This window comes from Nostoc sp. (assembly GCF_036917095.1).
In the GTDB taxonomy this organism is placed as follows: Bacteria; Cyanobacteriota; Cyanobacteriia; order Cyanobacteriales; family Nostocaceae; genus Nostoc.
Genome location: NZ_JBALFH010000042.1, coordinates 41,325 through 58,830 on the forward strand (window position 1 = coordinate 41,325; position 17,506 = coordinate 58,830).

The 17,506-nt window shown below is 42.4% G+C and carries 17 protein-coding genes and 1 tRNA gene; 10 read left to right on the plus strand and 8 right to left on the minus strand.

Translation table 11 applies throughout. The annotated features are described in order from the left end of the window. Nucleotides 1-16: 16 nt before the first annotated feature. The 5 genes from V7L01_RS23555 (at nt 17) to V7L01_RS23575 (ending at nt 5,610) form a co-directional block, all read left to right on the plus strand. On the plus strand, nt 17-1,513 hold the full coding sequence (locus V7L01_RS23555) for an aldehyde dehydrogenase family protein (RefSeq protein WP_335038946.1): 1,497 nt from the start codon (nt 17-19) through the stop codon (nt 1,511-1,513). Nucleotides 1,514-2,199: 686 nt separating this feature from the next. After that, a complete protein-coding gene (locus tag V7L01_RS23560; RefSeq protein ID WP_012407952.1) occupies nt 2,200-2,400 on the plus strand; it encodes a hypothetical protein in 201 nt (66 codons plus the stop codon). A gap of 470 nt (nt 2,401-2,870) precedes the next feature. Then, nucleotides 2,871-3,593 carry a hypothetical protein gene (locus V7L01_RS23565; protein ID WP_335038948.1) on the plus strand — a complete coding sequence of 241 codons (723 nt, stop codon included), beginning with the start codon at nt 2,871-2,873 and terminating at the stop codon, nt 3,591-3,593. A 32-nt stretch (nt 3,594-3,625) separates the two neighbouring features. Next, nucleotides 3,626-3,694, plus strand: a tRNA-Phe gene (locus V7L01_RS23570). 482 nt (nt 3,695-4,176) lie between these two features. Next, a complete protein-coding gene (locus tag V7L01_RS23575) occupies nt 4,177-5,610 on the plus strand; it encodes a vWA domain-containing protein (RefSeq protein WP_335038950.1) in 1,434 nt (477 codons plus the stop codon). Nucleotides 5,611-5,673: 63 nt separating this feature from the next. On the opposite strand, the gene V7L01_RS23580 is transcribed toward V7L01_RS23575, so the two are convergent. From V7L01_RS23580 to V7L01_RS23595, 4 genes are all read right to left on the minus strand, one after another. Continuing rightward, on the minus strand, nt 5,674-6,219 hold the full coding sequence (locus tag V7L01_RS23580; protein WP_335038953.1) for a hypothetical protein: 546 nt from the start codon (nt 6,217-6,219) through the stop codon (nt 5,674-5,676). After that, nucleotides 6,216-6,434, minus strand: coding sequence for a hypothetical protein (locus V7L01_RS23585; protein WP_335038954.1), 219 nt, complete (start codon nt 6,432-6,434; stop codon nt 6,216-6,218). Before V7L01_RS23585 ends, V7L01_RS23580 begins: the two co-directional genes overlap by 4 nt. Beyond that, nucleotides 6,434-6,745, minus strand: coding sequence for a hypothetical protein (locus V7L01_RS23590; protein WP_335038956.1), 312 nt, complete (start codon nt 6,743-6,745; stop codon nt 6,434-6,436). Before V7L01_RS23590 ends, V7L01_RS23585 begins: the two co-directional genes overlap by 1 nt. Nucleotides 6,746-7,232: 487 nt before the next feature. Beyond that, entirely contained in the window at nt 7,233-7,613 is a 381-nt protein-coding gene (locus V7L01_RS23595; protein ID WP_335038958.1) for a hypothetical protein, read from the minus strand. Nucleotides 7,614-7,715: 102 nt separating this feature from the next. On the opposite strand from V7L01_RS23595, the gene V7L01_RS23600 reads away from it, so the two are divergent. Then, a complete protein-coding gene (locus V7L01_RS23600; protein ID WP_335039108.1) occupies nt 7,716-8,546 on the plus strand; it encodes a hypothetical protein in 831 nt (276 codons plus the stop codon). 8 nt (nt 8,547-8,554) lie between these two features. Next, the gene (locus tag V7L01_RS23605; RefSeq protein ID WP_335038960.1) at nt 8,555-9,193 is read left to right on the plus strand and encodes a HesA/MoeB/ThiF family protein; all 639 of its coding nucleotides are present in this window, start codon (nt 8,555-8,557) and stop codon (nt 9,191-9,193) included. Between the two features lie 57 nt (nt 9,194-9,250). On the opposite strand, the gene V7L01_RS23610 is transcribed toward V7L01_RS23605, so the two are convergent. After that, the gene (locus V7L01_RS23610) at nt 9,251-10,249 is read right to left on the minus strand and encodes an RNA polymerase sigma factor, RpoD/SigA family (RefSeq protein ID WP_335038963.1); all 999 of its coding nucleotides are present in this window, start codon (nt 10,247-10,249) and stop codon (nt 9,251-9,253) included. Nucleotides 10,250-10,775: 526 nt separating this feature from the next. Between V7L01_RS23610 and V7L01_RS23615 the strand changes: the two genes are divergently transcribed. Then, nucleotides 10,776-10,931, plus strand: coding sequence for a hypothetical protein (locus V7L01_RS23615; protein WP_335038965.1), 156 nt, complete (start codon nt 10,776-10,778; stop codon nt 10,929-10,931). A 37-nt stretch (nt 10,932-10,968) separates the two neighbouring features. Here V7L01_RS23615 and V7L01_RS23620 read toward each other — a convergent pair whose 3' ends face one another. Continuing rightward, complete coding sequence (locus V7L01_RS23620) at nt 10,969-11,250, minus strand: peptidase (protein ID WP_335038967.1); 282 nt, start codon at nt 11,248-11,250, stop codon at nt 10,969-10,971. 252 nt (nt 11,251-11,502) lie between these two features. Beyond that, the gene (locus V7L01_RS23625) at nt 11,503-11,928 is read right to left on the minus strand and encodes a DUF4363 domain-containing protein (protein WP_335038969.1); all 426 of its coding nucleotides are present in this window, start codon (nt 11,926-11,928) and stop codon (nt 11,503-11,505) included. A 16-nt stretch (nt 11,929-11,944) separates the two neighbouring features. Here V7L01_RS23625 and V7L01_RS23630 point away from each other — a divergent pair, with 16 nt between their 5' ends. Further along, nucleotides 11,945-12,097, plus strand: coding sequence for a hypothetical protein (locus V7L01_RS23630; protein WP_335038970.1), 153 nt, complete (start codon nt 11,945-11,947; stop codon nt 12,095-12,097). 3 nt (nt 12,098-12,100) lie between these two features. Here the strand turns inward: V7L01_RS23630 and V7L01_RS23635 are convergent, their stop codons facing one another. Beyond that, entirely contained in the window at nt 12,101-16,786 is a 4,686-nt protein-coding gene (locus tag V7L01_RS23635; protein ID WP_335038972.1) for a GAF domain-containing protein, read from the minus strand. Between the two features lie 234 nt (nt 16,787-17,020). Between V7L01_RS23635 and V7L01_RS23640 the strand changes: the two genes are divergently transcribed. Continuing rightward, on the plus strand, nt 17,021-17,344 hold the full coding sequence (locus tag V7L01_RS23640; RefSeq protein WP_335038973.1) for a YnfA family protein: 324 nt from the start codon (nt 17,021-17,023) through the stop codon (nt 17,342-17,344). Nucleotides 17,345-17,506: the final 162 nt, after the last annotated feature.

Here is a 17,506-nt window from a genome sequence, read left to right on the forward strand (position 1 = left end):
GCCGGGGATTTTTAAGATGACAACTCCGCTATCTTGCCGCAATTATATAGACGGTCAATGGTTAAGTGCTGTAGGAGAAGCAACTCTAGAAAGTCGCAACCCTGCCGACAAAACCGAAGTGGTTGCCACATTTCCCCGTTCCCAAACCAAGGATGTAGATACAGCAGTAGCCGCCGCGCGTAAAGCTTACCACAGTTGGCGCAAAGTTCCAGCCCCAGCTAGGGCAGAATACATCTTTCGCGTTGGAGAAATATTACTCCAGCATAAAGAAGAACTTGCCCAGCTAATCAGTCGGGAAATGGGTAAACCCCTGACAGAAGCCAGGGGAGATGTGCAAGAAGGTATTGACTGCGCCTTTTACACTGCTGGCGAAGGACGGCGACTATTCGGGCAAACTACACCATCGGAAATGTCTAATAAATTCGCCATGACTGTGCGGATGCCTATCGGAGTTTGTGCCTTAATTACTCCCTGGAATTTCCCTGTGGCAATTCCTTGCTGGAAAGCTATGCCAGCTTTGGTATGTGGAAATACAGTCATCCTCAAACCAGCCGAAGATACCTCCGCCTGTGCAACTAAATTGATTGAAATTTTCCAACAAGCAGGTTTACCACCAGGAGTGATTAACTTGGTGCATGGTGTAGGAGAAGAGGCGGGGAAAGCTTTAGTTGAGCATTCTAATGTTGATTTGGTGTCGTTTACCGGTTCTTCAGAAACGGGTGCCTATGTTGGCGCTACTTGCGGACGCACCCACAAGCGCGTCTGTTTAGAAATGGGTGGTAAAAATGCCCAAGTGGTAATGGAAGATGCGGATTTAGAACTTGCTCTCGATGGTGCAGTGTGGGGTGCATTTGGAACAACTGGGCAACGTTGTACGGCTACTAGTCGCCTGATTTTGCATCGTGATATTAAAGAAAAATTTACTACCATGCTCTATGAGCGTACCAGTAAGTTACGCTTGGGTGCTGGCAATGATACCGACACAGATATTGGCCCGATTATCAATGAAAAGCAACTCCAACAGGTGAGCAAGTATTTGGATATCGCTCGTGAGGAAGGAGCAAAGGTTTTAATTGGTGGAGAAATTGCCAGTGAAGGTTCATTGAAAAACGGTTACTTCTTTCAACCAACTATTTTGGATGATGTAACTCCTGATATGCGAGTCGCGCGTGAAGAGATATTTGGGCCAGTGGTGGCATTGATTGAGGTTAGTTCCTTTGAGGAAGCGATCGCAATTCTCAACGATAGCAATTACGGTCTTTCTTCTTCAGTTTACACCCGCGACATCAACCGGGCTTTTACTGCTATGCGCGACATCGAAGCAGGTATCACCTATATTAATGGCCCCACTATTGGGGCAGAGGTACACTTGCCCTTTGGTGGTGTGAAACAAACCGGTAACGGACACCGCGAAGCTGGAACTACTGCCTTGGATGTTTTCACAGAGTGGAAAAGCGTCTATGTTGACTTCTCTGGAAGTTTGCAACGCGCTCAGATAGATAACCGCAGTTAATTTCGCAATACAGCGATTTTCAGTTAAGTAGACTATTAAAAAAGACCTAACCCCCAGCCCCTTCCCTACAAGGGAAGGGGAGTAAGCCTTTTAGAAGAGAGAATCTAAATAACACGCATTGGATTGCAAAATTTGTAGTATCCCCTTGACATTATGTAGCGCTTGTATTACATTTGTAGTATGAGAAGAAAAGACTTCCAAAGGCAAAACTAAAACCTTTCACAAGCTAGACAATTGCATAGATGCCACTGTTTGGGGCCGCGATTGGTGTTCGACTGCTCCGAAGCCAACAAACGGACGGTTGCAGGATTCGGGTACCCTACCCTTCGGGAACGCTCCGCGAACGGGAAGGCAAAGCCTACAATTCCCGACGGCTCCATTTGCTTTGACTTTGATTGAAGTTGCAATAACCTCAATTAGAGCATCGCAATCGTGCTTGGGTCTGTAGCTCTAACGGTAGAGATCCCAGATGTCACTTGTGCCCTAACAGAAAAAGCTTACATACTAGCTCAATAGTAGAGCTATCGTCTCTAAAACGATAAGTTGCAGGTGCGATTCCTGCGTGTGTCACCACAGCTTTTTCAACTTGCACGAGGTGTGAGTGTAACTCTCACAGGGAGGGTATCGGTTCAATCCCGATCAGATCCACTAATATCAATTCGTAATTAAAAGAAGAGGTGATTTTAATGGTTCATATTCGATTTGAAGGACGTTCTGTTGATGTCCCAAAAACCCAATTGGGAATTGCAGCAGGGATGAATGATGTGGCAGTAAAGGAGCGGGTTGCTCGGCATTTAGATGTGAATAGCGATCGCCTTTCTGCTTACGTAATCGATCGCCGTCCTAGTGGCGATTTGATCGTCCGCCCTGAAGCTGTCTATGGTTAAATTTCAGAGTCATCCGTGCCCTAACACAAGAAGCATACATACACATTGATAACGGCCCTAAGGTAGTAAAGTTCGAGCGATCGGATTAAGCGAAGCATGATTTCTAAGTCTCTCGCAGATTTAGCGTGCGTGCCCACTGCCAATATTTGGTAAGAGCGGCCGTAGCTGTAAAAAGCTTCTTGAACTTGCACGGAATGATTTAAGACTTAATTCCGCGCCCTAACTTGTAAAGCCTACACACTCCGGCAACGGAATGCAGGTTCAAATCCTGTCGCTCCCTTTGATGGGAGCGTAGCCAAATTGGTATAGGCAATTGTGAAAACTGCTTTGCTAACTTGTGCGGAATTTCAATTATTTGAATTGTATTTATCTATAACCTTTACTCAATACAGAGGTGAGTTCAATGATGTTAGCTAACTCATGTTTAATAACAACTCAATTAGAAAAACTGCATTTAAACAACGTGAGATATGAGCGAACATCGTTTGAGCGAGATTGTAATTGAGCGTCCTCGCGGTGGGAGGAGAATTAGCCTCAAAAAGATGACTGGCTTTAAGAAGCAATTATACAAAATCACCGAGGATGCAAGTCAGGATGGATTGTTGAATCCCTACCTGATTAAACCAATAAAAAAATCCAAATATCTTTCAGATCATCTCGGCCCTCTGCGTCGGTTTTTGCGCTCAAAAGTCGGACAGCCTTGGAATGACGTTTACAGTCAACTGTGTCAACGACTAGATCCCAGCACAATGGCAGGACAGCATGTTATCGATCATGTGTGGGACTACGTTGAACGGCATGTGGAAATAATTGATGGTGGTTTTTATAGCAAGCCTTATCAAGGGTATCGAAATCAGCTAAATACAAGCCATCGCGATCGCTTCTATATCCATCCTGAAACTAGAATTCTTTGTGCAGTCGAGACAGTGCCTCGAAAGCAGAAGCAAAAGCAGGAACAAACTGATATTGTCATCATTGATAATTATCATCAATACCAGAAGCTAAACGAGATTTGGTATTTCATTACCTTTGAAGATTTGCCATCGCCACCTATTCATTATGTGACGGATGCTGTCAAAGGTATAATTCATCGTTCTGTGGCATATACAGGTCGAATGATTTACGCTGTTAGGAAACAGCAGTGTAACAAGAAAGAAATTCGATTTATTTTAAATCAACTTTCTAAAACCTAAAAATTTCACTTCGTGCCCTAACTGAAAAAGCTTACATACTAGCCGAATGGTAAGGCACTTGACTGAAGAGCAAGCAACTACGGGTTCAAATCCCGTGTGTGAATCAACAGCTTTTTCGACTTGCACGAAGCGATATTATAGCGCTTCTCGGTTGAGCCCAATACAGACCTAACCCCCAACCCCTTCCCTACAAGGGAAGGGGAGCAAGATTCAAAGCCTCTCTCCTTTTAGGAGAGAGGTTTGGAGAGAGGTCAGAATGTATTGCATCCACGCGAGAACCGCTATATTTCATTAATGATTGATGAAAACTTCTCTTTCGGTATTTTCTTCGTGTCTTTGTTGAGTTGCAAAAATTACTTTTTTAAACGAACCGCAAAGGACGCGAAGTTGAAGAAAAAGACAGAGAATTTCACATACTAATTAGGATTGCTACATAGTTATTGGCAGTTGTTGCCGCGCCCCGATCGCAGAAGCTTACATAACTCTGCACAAGTTATACACAATGCTTCTACAACTTGCGCGGTGATATCACCTCGCGTGCAACATCTGCCTCCTCATCCATCACAACTAGAGGAGGTTCATAATGAATACCGCAGAACGTGACCTGCGTTTGGAAATGCTCAACAGTTTGCTCACAACTCCTCATCGCAAGCTTGAGCAAGTCGCAGAAATTCATCAGTTAATTGTTGAACTCGATCCCATCTTCTACGGACACCTGGCAGTTTGGTATCAGCTTCATGGTGATGTCCGCGACCACAAGGAGGTGTTTGTTGCTCATTTGCTAACTAGCAATTTAACTGAACACCGAGATGCTGGATTTATGATGCTGCAAGAGTTTCCACCCTATCAAGTGGCTCGTGTGGTGGACTTCATGAAGCAGCAGCAGAATAAACTGCCTCGTTCCGCTCGCACTGCGGTACGGCGTTATCTAAAAGTGCGGGAGAGCAATCCGGCTCTGTTCGATCGCGCTGCGCTCAGAGGTCGTAAGGCAATGAAGCACTTATATGCTTCGCTGCACATCAAGCCAAATGAGCGGGCAAATGCGATTCTCTTCCGCGATACTCCTCCAGAGGGTTCCTTAGCAAATGTGCTGAAGCAGCTTGCTAAGGCAGAAAGTGCCGCAGAACAGGCACGGCTAATTGTGGAGTTCAACATTCCCTACACGATCGCAGTTGGTGCAATCAAGCAACTTACACCAGTTGTATTGGTGGCGTTAATCAACAGCATGTCTCCACAAGAAGCGATCAACAATCTCAAGTCTCTCCAGACTAGGGGTGCAATGGATCACCCAGAAGTTAAAAAGCTGATTGACTCAAAGTTGGAAGCAGCTTCTAAGAGTGGGCGTGTCTCAGCATTCAAAGCACAGATTGCCACAGACGCGGGAGATTTTGACGCAGACACCGTTGCCCAACTGGAAAAGGTGACAAACGAACAGGTGAAACGGCGTGGTGCGATCGCACGTCCAACTGCTTTATTGGTGGACAAGTCTGGTTCAATGGAAAATGCGATCGCGATCGGTAAGCAACTCGCTGCCCTAATCTCTGGTATCACTAAGGCAGAACTGTTTGTCTACGCTTTCGATACCATTCCTTACGCTGTTACAGCAAAAGGCAAGGAGTTGAGCGACTGGGAGCGTGCCTTCCAGCACATCAATGCAGGCGGTGGTACTAGCATCGGTTGTGCATTGGAAGCAATGCGGAAGAAGAAACAGGTGGTTGACCAAATCATCTTGGTAACGGATGAGGGCGAAAATGCGGCTCCTTACTTCGGTGAAGTCTACAAGAACTACTGCCGGGAATTGGCGATAATGCCTAATGTGGTGATTGTCCGTGTGGGTACTCATTACAACTGGGTGGAGAGTCAACTGAAGCAGCAGCAAGCACCTGTAGATACGTTCACTTTCGCCGGCGACTACTACAGTTTGCCGAACATCGTCCCACTCCTGACGCGCCCCTCTCGCCTGGATTTGCTGATGGAGATTCTGGATATGCCGTTGCCTGTAAGAGAGGATAAGTAGGGTTAAAATAAAAACACTGCTCGTTCATATGAATGGGCAGTGTTTGCTGAAAATTCTACAAATTTAGACATTCATAATGTAGATGTAACCTTCTCGATATATCTTCTTCTTGTTAGGGTTTTTAACAAAATTGAGTAGATAGTTTCGCAAATCAATAATTTCCCTAAGCCCTGAAAAGACAGGATTAATTTCCATTGAGAGAAGACTTTCGGCAGAAATTTTTGTAACGTTGTTTGTCAGGTATATAGCAATTCCACTACATAATTCTTCAAGAGAAGTTTTGTCTAAATCCTTAACTTTACGTACATAGGCTTCAGCAGCCACCTCTCTCAATAATGTATTAGTTTTACTTTTATATGGCTCAGAATCTAAATTGCTCTCAGATATTTTAGTTTCATCACTATTAGACTTTTTTCCTTTTGAAGTTTTTTTAGCTGCTTCCTTCTCAACAACAGCAACTAGCTCTAGGTTTGGGATGAAACAATCAATTAGCTTTTTAACTTCTGGAACTGAGATTACAACTGGATTACCTACAAACGCTTCCGGGTTATAGAATATTTGAGAGTCTTGCTGTTCTAGATTTAATGCAAAAAGTAGGTGGTAGCTCATGATTCGTATGGAGTAGAGTCTCTAGCAACTATAGTGATCCTGATTTTTTTGCCTTTATATTTCTCAACAGCCTCGTATACGGTTTTTGTAGCACTAAGGCAGCGAACAATTAGTTCATCTCCACCTTCACGCACATGAGTCCCTACAAGCGCGTCAAGAATTGGCCGAGTTAGACGACGATGTTTGAATTCCAAATTAATATCGTAAGTAGCCATCAGTAGTCTCCATTGATAAGGATATTTCTGATGCGTCCAGCGACATTCCTTGCCCCTGCCTCTGTAGGAGCATCAATGCGAATAACACAATCAATTCCGCCATCTCGACCGAAGCGTTGGTCAATTGTATCAGTACTAAGCAAAGAACCAGAGAGATCCCTAAATTCAACCGTTTCAAAATTACGCAATCTTTTTATTAGTCGTTTTAGTTCTTCATGCTCAAACTTATAACCTTCCTCACTGGGTGTTATCTTTTCTACTTGTTTGAAAAAATTTTGCTTAACCCATCCGACAATAAACTGAATTACCATTACTGTTAGTAAGTTGTTAAAGACGAATTTCCCTATAACTTTAGGGTTCCCATCACTTATCTCAAAATCTCAATACTACCCCAGATATTTTTAACTTCAACCCAAGGAGGCAATTAATGATAAGCGGCATGAATGAAATATGTAAAGTCGTAGCGATCGCTCTACTCCAAAATCTCTCTTTTCATCTCTTCCAATTTTATGTAGTATGTTGTATTATATTAATATCCTGCGTGCCCCAACTCTTGGAGCCTACATACTAGTACGAGAGGAAAAGTAACACTGTCAAATACAGTGGGCGTGTGTGAACGGGGAGTACGAAGAACCTGGGAGGTAGGCTTAAAAGTAGCCATCCTTGAAAGAGTGTGTAACAACTCACCAGCGGAGTCCCTCTAGTAACTGAGAACACGCAATGCTCCACCAACTTGCACGCAGGAATTTTACTACTTCCTAAGTAGGAGGCTATTGATTAACAAAATAAAAATTAACTTCAAGTTTTTGACTTTAATACTTCTATAGCTTTAAATCCTTCTATAGTCTGACCTAAAAATATCATGGGAATAGCCAAGCCAAACGGTTTACCTGTTTGAATCAAATTGTAAATGGCAGTTAAAGCATTTAGCGACATCAATCCTACTGCAATACCTAGTGCAATTTTTGATTTACGTTGGACAAAGAAACCTAGAACTAGATAGAGTAAACCAAAAAATAAAAAACCAATTCCTAATATTAGATAATCAGGCAATCGACTACCAGCAACAAAGAATATTATGCTTAGGAAAATACACAAAACTCCAATTGCGTAAACTGCACGGTAAGCAGATGCTAACTTTTTTCGGGATTCTGATATTTGTTGTATTTGGGTAGTCATTATTTTTCTATTTTTTGGGGTTGATTGAGCACAAAATATGTTTTTTTATATACTCGATTACTAGCAATAATCTTGAGTAATTATGCGTAAAGAGAGATAATGATGACTGACATCCGTAAGCTAATCAACCAAATTGCGATCGCAGAAGCGCAATTACATACCACCCAATTCCTTGCGCCTTGTGTAAAAGGTGGACGAGTTCGCACACGGGTAGCTGGGATGATCTACACCTTCAATCCAAAGCCTAGTAAATTTGAAGGTTGGGGCATCTTTCAGGCTGTGGATGAAAAAACAGCAACGGTTGTAGAAGAAGCAGACTTACCCCAAATTGCAGAATACCTGCAACACTTTCCCCAAATACGACTGCGGTTAGCACACCAACTGCAAAAACAAACTTGGTTAGCATACCCGGTTAATGAAGTAGATATGCGTCAACGGTTAAAGGTAGTTAAGCCGATCGCAGTCCACTTAGTAACCGAAGGTGTCGCCTTTGAGCAAATCATTGCCCGATGGAATGGACAGTCATGCTGGTTTGAGGAAGTCGATCGCCGTACCGATCCGATAATTGTTGAAACTCTGCAATCTGCTGTTAAGCAACTCATTGCTGCTGAAGAATTACAGTTTAAGGGTATTACTCCAGAAATCCGCACAGTGTATGAATTAGCAACGCGGCGCATTGAGGGCTTTACTCAACCCCAACAGGATGAAAAGCGATTGAGAAAGGCATTGCAAATGGGTGGCGGTACCTTAAATCAATTCCACGATCGCAGCGATTACTGGACAGTCGATTGGACAACTGCTGATGGTGTTCGCCATAATAGTGCGATCGCAAAAACTGACTTGACAGTTGTCAGTTCTGGCATTTGCCTGAGTGGACGCGATCGCGATTTTGATTTGCAATCCTTAGTAGGTGTGATGGAACAACAAGAGTAGTGAGAACAATGAGCATCTTTTTTCACGAACAGCTTTACCGCAGCAATGCTGTGATGGCCAAACTAAAAAATTATCCTGTAACTATTTGTGGGGCTGGAGCATTAGGAGCTAACATTGCAGAAAACTTAGCTCGGTCTGGTTTTGATAAACTTACAGTAATAGATCGCGATCGCATTGAGGAGCGTAACCTTTCAACTCAGCCTTACTACCGTTCTGATGTTGGAGCGTTCAAAGCGAAAATCTTGGCAAACAATTTATATCGAGCAATAGGTACTAAAGTTGATGCCAAAACAAAGGAGTTAACACCAGCAAATACAACTCAACTACTCCAAGACAGCCAGCTAATTGTCGATGTTTTTGACAATAGCGTGGCACGTCAAGCAGTGAAAGATTATGCTGAAAAATTAAGCATACCTTGTCTTCATGCTGGGCTAGCAGCAGATTATGCAGAAGTGATTTGGAATGACGTTTATCGCGTTCCTTCGGAGGTTAATGATGATGTCTGTGATTATCCCCTGGCACGAAACCTGGTGATGTTAACCGTTGCTGTGGCGTGTGAAGCGATCGTTTCATTCGTTGCCACAGCAGAACAGCGTAACTTCACCATCACCCTGAAGGATCTAACTGTTCAATCTCTGTCTTTGTAGATTGCGTAGACGCTCTTAGCGGCTTGTTGCAGACATCGCCCATCTAAATTTACAACATTAACCAGCTAGATAGCTGTGTATCTTATCCTTCTGTCTTCGTAGAGTACCCAAAGCTTGTTGCTCTATCTGTCGCACTCGTTCTCGACTAATATCCATACGTTGACCAATCTCCACTAGAGAAAGTTCATTTCCATCTGTTAAACCAAAACGTAAAGATAATACTTCTCGTTGCTGAAGAGATAATTTGGACAATAAAATTTGAATGTTTTGTTGGAGAAACTTTTGGTCAGCGTATAATTCTGGGGAGAGTCCGTCATCCTCCAACATATCTTGTAATTCTGTATCTTTTTCTGAGCCAACTCGCAATTCTAGAGAGACAGGTTGACGTGCTAAGAGGAAATAATCTCGAATTTGTTTGGGTTCTAAAGATAGTTCTTCGGCGATATCAACTGCGGTAGGAGTACGACCTAATTTCTGAGTTAGTTCGCGTTGAATACGCTTAATTTTGTTCAGTTTTTCTGTAATATGAATAGGCAACCGGATAGTCCGTCCTTGTTCGGCGATCGCTCGTGTAATTGCCTGACGAATCCACCAATAGCCATAAGTTGAAAACTTGTACCCTTTAGTAGGGTCAAATTTCTCAACTCCTCGCTCTAAACCTAAACTTCCTTCTTGAATTAAGTCAAGAAAATCTAGGTTATGTCTTTGATATTTTTTAGCAATAGACACTACAAGTCGCAGGTTAGCCCGAATCATTTTTTGCTTGGCTTGATGTCCTTGATGTAGCTGTTGCAGCAGTAATTGTTCGCCAATATTTATATTTTCAATCCACTCTTGCTGTGTCGGTTGACGTTTTAATCGAATAGCTAATTCTTCTTTTTTAGCAAGTAAAGCCATCATTTGTTGAACTTGTTTGGCAAAATTAATCTCTTGCTCCTGAGTTAATAAAGGTATACGCCCAATCTCGCGAAGATAAGTACGCACTGCATCAGCAGTATATAAAGGTTTCTCATTTTCATTACCTCTTTCTAGAGACTGGCTAGATAGATTATTCATAGTTATTTGAACCTTCAAAAATACTGGTTGCTTTAGAGGGAAATGAATCTCACTTTCAGATAATTAGTGTGAAATTCAAAAATGAAATTAGAATGCAATTCTTAATTTTGATGATTAAGCTGCTGAGGTTAATTTGACTGGAATCAGTTTATACCTGGACTTTAAAAGGTAAAAGTCAAGAATTTGTCTAGATTTTTCTGGTTGTTGTCACCTATAATATTATTTCGCCAAAGCTAATATTGTTTAAGTTAAGAGCTTGATGTGACAGGAGCTTGTCAAAGAATTGAAAAAGTTATGTCTGTCCAAATTCCAGCGGATTTCAATTTGGTGAAATACACAACCTAAGTCTCAAAACCAAGGAGAAAGCCTATTTTACTTCATAATTCTGCTGTAAGTAGCCAGACATGATGTAGATTATGACGTGTGAAAGTACTTTTTGCTTCCTTCTGTCTCTTTACAGTCCTACCCTAAGTCAAGTCACGTTCTGGGAATCTAAGTAAAGAAAATCATTCCCTGTAGTGTTGACATGGAGATATTGATTTTTCCCTTCCTCCGTTTGGAAGCAGTAGGAATACCTCTGGAAACTGCTTCTGCAATGGGTTTTGCAGCACTGGAGACAATGGATTCTGCCTTCATTACACCTTCGCGATCGCACCGAAACCTACTTATCTTTATATCTTAAAAGACTGCGATCGCTCTTAAGTGAAATGATGACTTTTCTAATCCTTCTCGGATTTTGGCCTTTTCCGACCAAACAAACTAGTCATACTTAATCCAGTAACCAATAATCCCAATAATCCTAGTCCGTTCAAAATCGGGTAGATTCCCTGTAAACCAAAGATTTCACCACGATGAATCGAAAGCAGTAGACTACGCCCAACTCCAAAGTTAGCTGACCACTCACCTACCAGGGTAGCTGCAATACCAGTTAACAATGTTACAGCAAGCGGTAAAGCCAAAATAATCGCCAGAGTCCGGTGGTACTTGCGAAATGAACGCATTATCCAAAATCTCCAGTGGAAACTATAGCAGTTTGCAACTTGATGAGGTACAGAACTATTTGTTTTAAAGCCAGATATAAAGACTGTTTTCCTACTGTTATCATATCCGGCTGATTAGTGATGATTCCTGCACCTGTGCAAAAATCTGAAAACTCTTTCTCCCCCAGCAAGAACTGCGATCTTAATGATAAGTCTTTAACCAGACAAGATATATCTCCTGTCTTTTGACTCCTGCTCTATGTTAGTTTTCTCTCACTTTTTAGAAACAGTGGCGATATTTGTGTCAAGTGTTTGTAAGCCTTTAAGAGCTTTCGCTTTATCTTTTGCTTTCAGCGCCCCCTTCACCTGGGTCGCAGTATCTTCAATTACATTATAGGTTTTTGAAGATTTAGTTTTGACACCATCCTCAACCTTAGACCAAGAGTTTTCAAACTTATTAAATTCCTGTTGAGCTTTGTCAAAGTTTCCGGCTGACACCGCAGTTTTTGTATTTGAAACTACACCGACCAAAGTATTAAAACCTCCCTGTGTAGTAACAGGTGTTTTGGATACTGCTGTCGCCGCAGTGGTTTCAGTGGTGGTAGGAGTCTGGGTAGCAGATTTTTGCTCGCTGTTGCATCCTACTAATGTCAGTAAGGCAATTGCAGTAACGGGGATGATGTAGACTAAGCGTTTCATAAAGACCTCTTGAATAATGATAAATCGCCAAGTGCTGACGGTATCAGCTACTATATCAGCTAAAGTTGCTGGAGACGTAGGAAGATTTTATCCAGGTTGTCGTTCTGTAAAAATTTGTAATATTATATACATGATTTTACTGCAACGGGTACATCAAGGCTGTTTTTGAAGTTTATGCCCGATCGTTCTTGATTGGTAGCAAGGTGCGATTTGTTACCTGGTTTCTGATTAAAAAAACTTGAATGCAGTTAACAAATTCTTGTAACTCTAAAATTAAATTAGTAGCATCTCCAAGGTCTTGATGGTCAGCCAATCCTTCTAGTTTGTCAGCTGCTAGGTACATAGTTGTGGCTCCAATGTTGACACTAGCACCTTTAAGGTGATGAGCTTCTCGCGTAATTTGCTCAAAGTCATGAGATGCGATCGCTGCTTTAATTATCTCTAAACGGGGTTCAATATCTTCAACGCATATTTGTAATAAATTTAATTCAAATTCTGCGTCATTTCCCGATATCCGATGCAATTGTTCCCAATCAATTGTTAGGTCAGTGGAAAATGTCTGTTCATACACACCTGCCTCTTGTTGGGAGAGGATCGTGCCTGCCCAACGCTCCAGGGTCGCAGCCAATTTTTCTTTAAACACTGGCTTACTTAGATAGTCGTCCATTCCTGCATTGAGGCACATTTGTTCGTCTTCTTTCATCGCATTAGCCGTCATCGCAATCACCACAGGACGACGACGCAAGGCAAAAGCCTCCTCTTGCCAACGATGAATTTCTTTTGTGGTTTCTAAACCGTCGAGAATTGGCATTTGGCAATCCATTAGAATCAAATCGTAAGGAATTTTTTGTAATAACTGCAAAACTTCCCTTCCATTAGCAACGACATCGGCTTTGTAACCCAAACTCTGGAGTTGCTTCAGGGCTACTTTCTGATTCACCAAATTATCTTCAGCTAAGAGAATTCTTAACTTGGATTTAGTAGAAGCCTTAAGGGAAGAGGAAATAAGAATGCCTGAATCTGTACTTTGGATTTCTTCAGCAGCCTCTAGCCTCCAGACTCTAGCCCCTTGTTCTGATTCAGACCGAGTTTCTAAAATAGTCATGATGGTATCGAGGAGTCGCGATGGCTTAATGGGTTTGACCAAATAAGCAGCAAATCCCATTTTGAGCGCCTGCTGCATTTCATCCCGTTGATTAGTAGAGGCGAGCAGAATCAAAGGTATCTCAGCAATTTCAGAATTAGCTTGAATTTGTTCCTCTATTGTCATGCCATTAGTTTGAGACATTTGCATATCAACCAAGGCGACATCATAGGTTTTTCCCTGCTTACAAGCTTTTTGAATAACTTTGAGAGCAGCAGCAACACTGTCAGCTCGATCTACCTGCATTCCCCAATGAGTAGCTTGATGGGAGATAATTTTGTAATTAGTACTGTTGTTATCCACCATTAACAAGCGGCGATTGTGCAAAAGTCCGCGATCGCATTTTGGTAAAACAGGCTTAACTTGCTTGGTAAAAAGCACCTCAAACCAAAACTTAGATCCTTTCTCCATCTGACTTTCTACCCCAATCACTCCTCCCATCAAGGTCACCAGTTGTTTGCAGATGGCTAATCCCAAACCAGTACCACCATACTTGCGAGTGGTCGAAGCATCCACTTGGGTAAATGGCATAAAGAGTTTGCGTTGGTCTTCAGGGCTAATGCCAAGACCCGTATCTGCGATCGCAAAATGGATGGTGGCTGTAGTAGAAGAAAGCGAACGCAATTCGGCTTGCACTAATATTTCGCCAGCGCTGGTGAACTTGATAGCGTTGCTAATTAAGTTCATGAGAATTTGCCGCAGCCTACCAGCATCTCCTTTGAGGAGGGTGGGGACGTTGTGCTCAATCATGGCGGCAATTTCTAATCCTTTGTTATGGGCTGAGGGAGCCAATAATTCCACCACTTCTTCCACACAAGTGGATAGGTCAAAATCTAGAGTTTCGAGAGCCATCTCTCCAGCCTCAAGTTTGGAAAGATCCAAAATCTCGTTGATTAAACTTAAAAGGGCGTCTCCACTACTACGAATTATTTCAATAAAATCTCGCTGTTCTGCATCTAAGGGAGTATCTAACACCAAACTGGTCATTCCCAATACAGCGTTCATCGGCGTGCGAATTTCATGACTTATATTTGCCAAAAAGGCACTTTTAGTGTGAGAAGCTAATTCGGCTTGACGACGGGCAATTTCAAGTTCTTGTCGCTGATGAGTTTCTGCTGCCAACAGTTGGGCTTGGGCTAAGGCAATACCTACTTGGTCGGCTATTTGCCGCAAAAGATCGGTTTCAAAGTTAGACCAGTGATGGGAATCGTCACACTGATGAACTATCAGCAAACCGCGAAGTTCTTCTTTGACCAAAATGGGCACAACCAAATTGACTTTGACCCCAAACTGTTGCATTAATTCCAGATAGCTTTGTTCAACTTCCAGCAGATCCAAGTTAGCCAGCCCCAAAACCCGTCCTTGACGGTATTGCTGTAGATAATACTGTTGTAGATATTCCGCTTGGAAGTAAGGGGGGGTGATGTTTTGCTCTTTGATTGCTGGTAAGCCAGAAACGACTGCTTCAATAACCGTGGGTGCAGACTCATCTGGCAAAAGCTGATAAATCAAAACTCGGTCAGTCTGGAGAATCTTTTGTACCTCCTCGACAGTGATTTGGAGAATTTCTTCGATTTGCAAAGACTGACGAATCTTCAGGGCGATTTCGGTAAATAGTTGCGTTCGCAAGTTTTGGCGTTGTATTTCTTCTTCAGCCTGTTTACGCTGAATAAACTGCCCCACTTGTTCGCCAATGGAATTCATTGTTTTTGCCAAATCTTGGTCGTGTGGCTGAATTTCACAGTTGAAACAAGTAATAACACCGAGGATTTTGTTACCGCTGCGGATCGGAAAACCAAAAGCTGCATGTAGCCCTACTTGAGCAGCAATTTTGAAGCTAGGGAAATTAATATCTTTAACGAGATCGGCGATCCAAACAGGTTCAGAACTAGCCCAAACTCGACCAGGTAGCCCAATTCCTGGTGCAAAGGTGGTTTGCCGATTTAGTGCTTCAAAATCTTGCACCTCAAGGGATGTTTTATGCCACATATCAAGAAAACACAGCACATTTGTTTGCGGATCAACCATCCAAATTTCACCCAAATCCCATCCTAAACTTTCGCAGATCCCTTGGAGAATTTGGGGAGTGGCAACGCCCGTCGTAGTGGAATCTGCTAAAACGCGGGTTGCAGCATATTGTGCAGTTAGATGCTGCTGTACTCGTTTGCGATCGGTAATGTCAATGCCAGTGCCAACAATGTATTCTACTGCTCCTCCATAGTCTTTTAAGAACGTATTCGACCAGGCAATCAGTCGCCGACTGCCATCTTTCATTACCCAACAGTTTTCGTACTCTAGGAAACCTCTACCAGTTAGCAATTGCTCAAAAATTGCTTTGACTGACTCCACCTCTTCAGGAAGTAGGAACAAGTTCCAGAAATGCCTCCCCCTCACCTCATCGAAGGAGTAACCGGTTATTTGCTCGCAAGCTTGATTGAAACGAACGATTTGCCCTTGAGAATCCAGAACTATTACCAACGCGCCGACTGTATCAAGAACTGCTGAGATAAAGTTGCGTTCTTGGTTTAAGGTTTCTTCTGTCCTCTTGCGCTCGCTGACCTCACGATAGATGAAGTAGTAGACTACAGCAAGAACGATAAAACTTAGGCAGATGGCGATCGCAAGTGTCATAATTGTGTTACGACTCCTAACTTTTTTTGCTTGTGACTGCTGCTGAAGTTGTCCCTTTTCATCGTTTTCAATCTCATGGATCGTCTTGCGGATATCACCCATGAGATTTTGTTCGTCATTTTTCAGTAGTACTTGCAATGCCGCCTCTAATCCTTTGTTCTGGCGCAAGTCGATAGTCTGTTTTAGTTCAGTAACTTTAGCCGTTATTAAAAATTCAAGCGTTGCGATCTGCTTTCGTTGGTTCGGTCGATCTGCTGTTAAATTTTTCAGCTTGGCAATTTCTCGATCGACGTTAGCAAGTGCTGTTTGATAAGGTTTTAGATAAATTTGTTTTCCAGTCAAGATGTAACCATTTTGTCTAATTTCAGCATCCTTGATCTGGGACAGTAGTTCTTCTAAGTTGTTAATTATTTTATAAGTATTTTTTACTATACTGCGATTATTGGTAGATACTTTTGTATTTTGATAAGAAACCACACCAATCAGAACTAAAAATGCCGACGCCAAACCAAATCCTGCCACAATCTTTTTGAAAAATTGCTTGCGTACCCACTGCGCCTGTTTGCTTTTGTTGGTAACAAGTACCAAACTTGCTAAATTTCGACGCAATTCCAGTTGCTTGATGACTTGACGACTTAAGGTTCGTAATGCCTCTATCTGATCTGGAGTAAGTTCTCGTGGCACGTAGTCAATTACACATAGCGTTCCTAGCGGATATCCTTCAGGATTAGTCAGAGGTACACCAGCATAAAACCGAATATTTGGGTCAGAAGTGACTAGTGGGTTTGTGGCGAACCTTTGGTCGGATGTTGCATCAGGCACAACCAAAACATCAGGCTGTAGAATAGCATGGGCGCAGAATGCCAAATCTCGATGCGTTTCTATGGCTTCCATTCCGACTTTTGACTTAAACCACTGACGGTTTGTATCAATTAAGCTAATTAAAGCAATAGGAGTCTGACAAATATATGAGGCTAAACGGGTGAGGTCGTCAAAAGCGGCTTCAGATGGCGTGTCGAGAATTTTATACTGCAAAAGCGTCTCGATTCTCTGTGCTTCATTGTCAGGTAATGGTGCTTTCATCCTTGAGCCTTATCTACATTCTGGGGATTGGGGATTGGGGACTGGGGACTGGGGATTAAGGAGAATTCTTAAAAAAGAAGTCCTTATCTTGTTTCTTCCATTCTTTTAGTACCCAGTACCCAATTTCCAATTTAGTCAACAAACTTACTTTAATTAATGACAACAGTTGAGTTAAAAGCGTTAGCGTAATTTCACTGAGTTCGACCTTATTGACCTGATTAAGGAATCGCTAAAATGATTAAGTCCCTGCTGTATTTTTTGTGGGCTGGTTTATTTGAAATTGGGGGCGGCTACGCGATCTGGTTGTGGTTGCGCGAAGGTAAGCCGTTCTGGTGGGGCATATTAGGTGGAATTGCTTTAGCTTTCTATGGGGTTATTGCAACTCTCCAATCGGCAAATTTTGGCAGAGTGTATGCGGCTTACGGTGGCGTGTTTATCGCAATGGCAATGCTTTGGGGTTGGAAGGTAGACAGGATAACTCCAGACCGCTACGACCTAATAGGAGCAAGTTTCGCTTTAGTGAGTGTTCTAATTATCATGTTTGCGCCCAGAAATTAAATAAAATTTCTATATTCTTTCGGACAAATAAGTTTTATAATAGTGCCCCTTCTAAACAGATAATAACCTCACGCAAAATCGTAAAGGTTTTTTAGCAACTAATCGGTGAGAAGCAGCCATACTGATATCTGTTATTTGTGCAAATTCCCTGAAAATACTGGC

Bases quoted from the DNA above. Each gene is read 5' to 3' on its own strand.
- V7L01_RS23555 (WP_335038946.1), top strand. From the start codon at position 17: ATGACAACTCCGCTATCTTGCCGCAATTATATAGACGGTCAATGGTTA.
- V7L01_RS23560 (WP_012407952.1), top strand. From the start codon at position 2,200: ATGGTTCATATTCGATTTGAAGGACGTTCTGTTGATGTCCCAAAAACC.
- V7L01_RS23565 (WP_335038948.1), top strand. From the start codon at position 2,871: ATGAGCGAACATCGTTTGAGCGAGATTGTAATTGAGCGTCCTCGCGGT.
- V7L01_RS23575 (WP_335038950.1), top strand. From the start codon at position 4,177: ATGAATACCGCAGAACGTGACCTGCGTTTGGAAATGCTCAACAGTTTG.
- V7L01_RS23580 (WP_335038953.1), bottom strand. From the start codon at position 6,219: ATGAGCTACCACCTACTTTTTGCATTAAATCTAGAACAGCAAGACTCT.
- V7L01_RS23585 (WP_335038954.1), bottom strand. From the start codon at position 6,434: ATGGCTACTTACGATATTAATTTGGAATTCAAACATCGTCGTCTAACT.
- V7L01_RS23590 (WP_335038956.1), bottom strand. From the start codon at position 6,745: ATGGTAATTCAGTTTATTGTCGGATGGGTTAAGCAAAATTTTTTCAAA.
- V7L01_RS23595 (WP_335038958.1), bottom strand. From the start codon at position 7,613: ATGACTACCCAAATACAACAAATATCAGAATCCCGAAAAAAGTTAGCA.
- V7L01_RS23600 (WP_335039108.1), top strand. From the start codon at position 7,716: ATGACTGACATCCGTAAGCTAATCAACCAAATTGCGATCGCAGAAGCG.
- V7L01_RS23605 (WP_335038960.1), top strand. From the start codon at position 8,555: ATGAGCATCTTTTTTCACGAACAGCTTTACCGCAGCAATGCTGTGATG.
- V7L01_RS23610 (WP_335038963.1), bottom strand. From the start codon at position 10,249: ATGAATAATCTATCTAGCCAGTCTCTAGAAAGAGGTAATGAAAATGAG.
- V7L01_RS23615 (WP_335038965.1), top strand. From the start codon at position 10,776: ATGGAGATATTGATTTTTCCCTTCCTCCGTTTGGAAGCAGTAGGAATA.
- V7L01_RS23620 (WP_335038967.1), bottom strand. From the start codon at position 11,250: ATGCGTTCATTTCGCAAGTACCACCGGACTCTGGCGATTATTTTGGCT.
- V7L01_RS23625 (WP_335038969.1), bottom strand. From the start codon at position 11,928: ATGAAACGCTTAGTCTACATCATCCCCGTTACTGCAATTGCCTTACTG.
- V7L01_RS23630 (WP_335038970.1), top strand. From the start codon at position 11,945: ATGATAAATCGCCAAGTGCTGACGGTATCAGCTACTATATCAGCTAAA.
- V7L01_RS23635 (WP_335038972.1), bottom strand. From the start codon at position 16,786: ATGAAAGCACCATTACCTGACAATGAAGCACAGAGAATCGAGACGCTT.
- V7L01_RS23640 (WP_335038973.1), top strand. From the start codon at position 17,021: ATGATTAAGTCCCTGCTGTATTTTTTGTGGGCTGGTTTATTTGAAATT.